The sequence below is a fragment of the Streptomyces sp. 12E genome (assembly GCF_055633275.1).
The window spans coordinates 5121001-5125908 of record NZ_JBVNCJ010000001.1 but is presented as its reverse complement, the minus strand read 5'-3'; the positions used below and the strand labels follow the sequence as shown (position 1 = coordinate 5125908).

Annotated in this window: 4 protein-coding genes; all 4 read right to left on the bottom strand. The window is 69.6% G+C overall.

What is annotated here, in order from left to right; translation table 11 throughout:
• Positions 1–2 precede the first annotated feature (2 nt).
• The 4 genes from ACZ8ZB_RS23870 to ACZ8ZB_RS23855 are packed head-to-tail and all read right to left on the bottom strand — an operon-like array spanning position 3 to position 4853.
• A complete protein-coding gene (locus ACZ8ZB_RS23870) occupies positions 3–515 on the bottom strand; it encodes a YbaB/EbfC family nucleoid-associated protein (protein WP_470739690.1) in 513 nt (170 codons plus the stop codon).
• Between the two features lie 16 nt (positions 516–531).
• Positions 532–4044 (bottom strand): AAWKG family protein, encoded by a 3513-nt coding sequence (locus ACZ8ZB_RS23865; protein ID WP_470739689.1) that lies wholly within the window; start codon positions 4042–4044, stop codon positions 532–534.
• A 12-nt stretch (positions 4045–4056) separates the two neighbouring features.
• Complete coding sequence (locus tag ACZ8ZB_RS23860) at positions 4057–4503, bottom strand: type VII secretion system-associated protein (protein ID WP_470739688.1); 447 nt, start codon at positions 4501–4503, stop codon at positions 4057–4059.
• Between the two features lie 29 nt (positions 4504–4532).
• Positions 4533–4853 (bottom strand): WXG100 family type VII secretion target, encoded by a 321-nt coding sequence (locus ACZ8ZB_RS23855; protein WP_470739687.1) that lies wholly within the window; start codon positions 4851–4853, stop codon positions 4533–4535.
• Positions 4854–4908 lie beyond the last annotated feature (55 nt).

The following is a 4908-nucleotide window of genomic DNA, read 5'->3' as shown; positions in this document are numbered from 1 at the left end:
GATCACGCGCCCCCCTGTCGTCCCCGTCGTCCGTCGTCCGCGGCGCGGGCCGCCCCGGGCGGGGCCGCGGCTTCCTCGTCGTCCTCGACGATCTCGTCGCGGAGCCTGCTCATCGCCGTGGGCCCCTTCGCCACGGCGGTCTCGCTGAGCAGCGAGCCGAAGACCGAACCCCAGTCGACGCCCATCCGGTCCGGGGCGGCGCCGCGCGCGGTCATCCGGGTGAGCGGGTCGAGCACGTCGACGACCCGGCGGGCCATCTCGGCCCGCGCCGTGTTCGCGGCCTCCAGCACCGCCGCGGAGAGCTGGGCGGCGGCCATGGTCCGGTACTTGCCGTCGAGGAACTCCAGACTGGTCAGCTCCCCCTTCGCGCCGACGGACACCCGCACCGAGCGGTCCGCCGAACGCGCGGTGGCCGACGCCGCGTCCAGTTCGGCCCGTGCCGAGGCCGCGGCCTCCTCCGCCGCCTTGAGGTGGGCCATCGCCTGGGCCACCCGGTCCTCCATCGGCTGACTCATCCCGTTCCCCTTCCCCTCAGCGTCCCAGGGCCTGCGGCGCGCCGCCCTCGTCGGTGCCCCAGACGTCCTCGTCCTCGGCCAGCCATGTGGTCCGTTCCCGGTCCCCGCTCTCCGTCTGCGGCCTGTCCCCCGCTCCGCCCATGCCTCCCATGGGCGGCATGAAGGGCGTGCTGCTGCTGGTCTGCGTGGTCCTGGGGACGACGCGGTGCTCCTCGTCGTCGACGGTCTGCGCGGCGACGGCCGCCCGGCCGGAACGGCCGACCGAGGGTTCGATGACCGTCCTGGTGCGCTCGCCCGAGCTGCCGCCGGCCTCACCGCCGGCGCCGCGCATCATCGGCGGGTACATCCCCGGTGAGCCCGAACCCGTGCCGGTGCCGTCGGCGGAGGCGCCCGCCAGGGCGCCGCTGCCCTGCGGACGCCCGAGCGCCGAGGAGAGGTCGTCCTGGTTGTAGAGGTTGTCGTTGAACGCGGAGGAATAGGCGGAACCGGCGGAGCCCGGGGAGCCGACCCCGTTGTAGGCGGAGAGGTCGGGGGGCTGGGGGAGGTCGGCGATGCGCTGTCGGATCAGCTCGTCGATGTTCTTCTGATCGGCGTTGATCCGGTCGTACTCGGCCTGGATGTCGCGCATGCGCCGGTCGTACTCGGACTTGGCGTCCTTGCGCGCCTGCTCGGCCTCGGTGCGCGCCTCTTCCCGTTCCGCCTGGGCGTCGGCCTTCACCCGGTCGTACTCGCGCCTGGCCTCGGCCTCGGCGGCGTCCGCCCGTTCGACTGCCTCCCGTTCGGCGGCGTCGATCTCCGCGATGCGCCGGTCGTACTCCTCGCGGGCCTCCTTCTCGTCGGTGCCGGCGGCGATCTCCCGCTCGTACTCCCGGCGTGCCTCGGCGCGTTCCTGCTCGGCGTCCTGGCGCGCCTGGTCCCGCTGCTCCTGGGCCTCGGCCTTCTCCCGCTCGTACTCCCGGCGTGCCTCCGCCTCCTGGCGGTCGGCCTCCTGGAGGGCGGCGTCGCGCTCGGCGCGGGCCTCGGCCTTCTGCTGCTCGTAGTCGGCCTGCGCCTCGGCCTTGGCGTTCTCGGCGTCCAGCCGGGCCTGCTGCTTCTCCTGCAGGGCCTCGCGGCGGGCTTCCTCCTGCTGGGCCTCCGCCCTGGACTGCGCGTCGGCCTGTTCCCGCTTGGCGGCTTCCCGCTCGGCGTCGGCCTCCGCCTTCGCGGCTTCCTGCTCGCGCTCCGCCTCGGCCCGGGCGGCCGCCTGTTCCCGCTTCGCCTCGGCCTGCGCGGCTTCCTGTTCCGCCTTGGCCTCGGCCTTCTCCTGCTCGGCCGCCGCCTTGGCCGCCTCCTGCTCGGCCTTCGCCTCGGCCCGCGCGGCCTCCTGCTCGGCCTTGGCCTCGGCCTTCTCCTGCTCGGCCGCCGCCTTGGCCGCCTCCTGCTCGGCCTTCGCCTCGGCCCGCGCGGCCTCCTGCTCGGCCTTGGCCTCCGCCTTCTCCTGCTCGGCCGCCGCCTTGGCCGCCTCCTGCTCTCGCTTGGCCTCGGCCTTCGCGGCCTCCTGCTCGGCCTTGGCCTCCGCCTTCTCCTTCGCCGCCTCTTCCTTGGCGGCCTCCTGCTCGGCCTTGGCCTCGGCTCGGTCGGCTTCGGCCTGGGCCGCGGCCCGTTCCCGTTCCTTCTTCGCCTCGTCCTGCGCCTTCTGGTTCTGCGCGAGGACGAACGCCTGTTGCTCGGCGGCCGCCTGCTTGGCTTCCGCCTTCTCCTTCTGGGCCTCTTCCTTGGCGGCGGCCTGCTCGGCCTTGGCTTCGGCCTTCTCCTTCTCCGCCGCCGCCTTCGCCGCCTCCTGCTCGGCCTTGGCCTCCGCCTTCTCCTTCTCCGCCGCCGCCTTGGCCTCGGCCTTCTCCTTCTCGGCCTCCGCCCTGGCGGCTTCCTGCTGGGCCTTGGCCTCCGCCTTCTCGCGGTCCCGCTCGGCCTTGGCCTCGGCCTTCTCCTTATCGGCCTCCGCCTTCTCGCGGTCCCGCTCGGCCTTGGCCTCGGCCTTCTCCTTCTCGGCCGCCGCCTTCGCCTCGGCCTTCTCCTTCTCCGCCGCCGCCTTGGCCTCGGCCTTCTCCTTATCGGCCTCCGCCTTCTCGCGGTCCCGCTCGGCCTTGGCCTCGGCCTTCTCCTTCTCGGCCGCCGCCTTCGCCTCGGCCTTCTCCTTCTCCGCCGCCGCCTTGGCGGCGGCCGCTTCGGCCTCCGCCTTCTTCTTCTCGGCGGCGGCCTCTTCCTTGGCGGAGATCTCGGAGAGGGAACGGTCGTCCTTGTCGGTGATGCTGGTGTCGAACGCCTTCTCGGCTTCCTTGAACGCCTTGTTGATGGCCACGATGGCCTCGGCGCCCTTCGTGCTGAGCCAGTCCTGCACGGACTGCTCCCACCGGCGCACCGCCTCGTCGGCGACCGCCTTCCACGTGGTCATGTCGCTCGGCTTGCCGTACGACTTCCCGTCGATGACGATCTCGTTCCGGAAGTTGGCGGTCGACACCACGTAGTTGTGCCAGGTGGTGTACGGCCCGGAGCCACTGGACACCGTCTCGAAGTCCGTGTTCTTGAACTGGTCGTCGATGAGGTTGTACCGGGCTTGCTCCAGCATGTCGTAGAGCCAGCGCTGCGGATTGCTCTCGGCCCTCCACGCCACCCAGGCGTTGCGCAGGTTCTGCGCCTGCTCGAGGATCACCCCCTGGGCCGCGGCCAGCGCCCGGGCCGGCTCGGACGTCACCACCACCGTGTCGATGGTGACCGCGGAGCCCCCGGTGCCCTTGCCGTCGATCTGGTCGGCGTACCCCTCGTAGTTCCGGGCCAGCTTGTGGATGAGTTCCTTGAAGATGGCGGCCGACGTGCCGTCCCAGGAGTCGCTGCCCTCTCCGATGTTCTCGGTGTCCCACTTGCCGATGGTGTCCGCGCTGTCCTGGAAGAACTTGACGACCCGGTCGAACGCCTGGGCCGTCTTCGTGAAGGTGAGCAGGTCGACGTAGGTGCCGTCGCTCACCTTGATGCCGCGGTCCTCGAATCCGTGGGTGGAGTAGGGCCACATCGTCAGTTGGTCGAGGGCGGCCTTGGAACCGTAGATGTACTGGACCAGGGCGCTGGTGTCCCAGTCGAGCTTCTCGCCCTCGCTGTTCGAGCCGCCCTTGTCCATCAGGACCTTGCTCGTCTTCTCGAACTTCGCGATCACGTTCTCCCCGCTCGGGGGCGCGGCCGAGGGCGTGGCGAGGAAGGTGATGTACACGCGGTACTGGTAGAGGTAGCTGCCGTCGGAGACCTCCGTGCCGTTGCCGGCCGGCTGGTAGTACGGGATGGTGTAGTTGGTGTTGCGCGTACCCCAACCCCCCGAGGTCATGAAACCCGACGAATAACCCGGACCGCCCTCGTCCTCCACCCGGACGTGGATCATCGGGATGCCGTCGTTGCCCTTGAGGGTGTCGAACAACGTCTTCCGCTCCGGCAGAACGTAGCCGGTGAGCAGGTCGACTGCTTTCTTCCAGTAGTCGTCGTTGTTGTCCTTGGGGCTGGCCATCGCCGGACTCCGCTACTCTTCCTCTTCGTTTCCACCCGAATTGCCGAGGTCACTGTCGACATCCTCGAAGATGTCCATGAACTCGTCCGCGGTGATGTTCTCGAGGTTCTTCCCCTGGGCCTTGGCCAGCTCGTCGATCGTGTCCCACAGCGCCTGTTCGAGGTCCTCGAAGAGGACCGTCTGGTCCTCCAGGATGCGCTCGACCTCGCCCGCGCCCTGCTGGATGACCTTGTTCAGGGACCCCCCGCCGACCACGCTGTTCTCGTCGGCCATGGGGCCGAGGACGAGCGGCTTCGAGGACAGGATCGTCGTGGTCGAGATGCTGTCCGCGATGAACGAGATCGCCGGACCGGCGGTCGGACTGTCCTTGAGGATGTTCTCCAGGGACGTGCGGAAGTCGTCGATCTGGTTGTTGATGAAGTTCTTCAGGAACGTGCTGTCGAGGACCGTGACGGCCATGCGATCACCCTTCCGTCACCGGCCGGCCGTCAGCGGCTGCCGATCCGGATGTCGCCCCACCGCTGCGACAGGTTCTGCTCCGTGGACCGGTAGTTGGCGGAGATGTCGGTGAGCAGAGCGGAGTGCTTGACGAGCAGGGTCTTGATGTTCTCGACAGCGCCGTCCCACTTCGCCTGGATCTCGCTGTAGACCTCCCGGTCGTCACCGATCCAGCTGTTGCGGAGTCCGGCCAGTTCCATCTCCAGGTTGGACAGAATGTCCATGATCGCCTGGGACTGGGTGATCATGTCGTCCGCCGCGCCTTCGGCGTGGTTGTAGTCGACGTAGATGTAGCCGTCGGAGTAGTCCATCAGAATCCTCGATTCACCGGGGGAACGACGAGTGGGGAAGGGTCAGTGCCTGGCG

Coding starts and splice junctions, on each gene's coding strand:
- ACZ8ZB_RS23855 (WP_470739687.1), bottom strand. CDS start 4,853: ATGGACTACTCCGACGGCTACATCTACGTCGACTACAACCACGCCGAA.
- ACZ8ZB_RS23865 (WP_470739689.1), bottom strand. CDS start 4,044: ATGGCCAGCCCCAAGGACAACAACGACGACTACTGGAAGAAAGCAGTC.
- ACZ8ZB_RS23870 (WP_470739690.1), bottom strand. CDS start 515: ATGAGTCAGCCGATGGAGGACCGGGTGGCCCAGGCGATGGCCCACCTC.
- ACZ8ZB_RS23860 (WP_470739688.1), bottom strand. CDS start 4,503: ATGGCCGTCACGGTCCTCGACAGCACGTTCCTGAAGAACTTCATCAAC.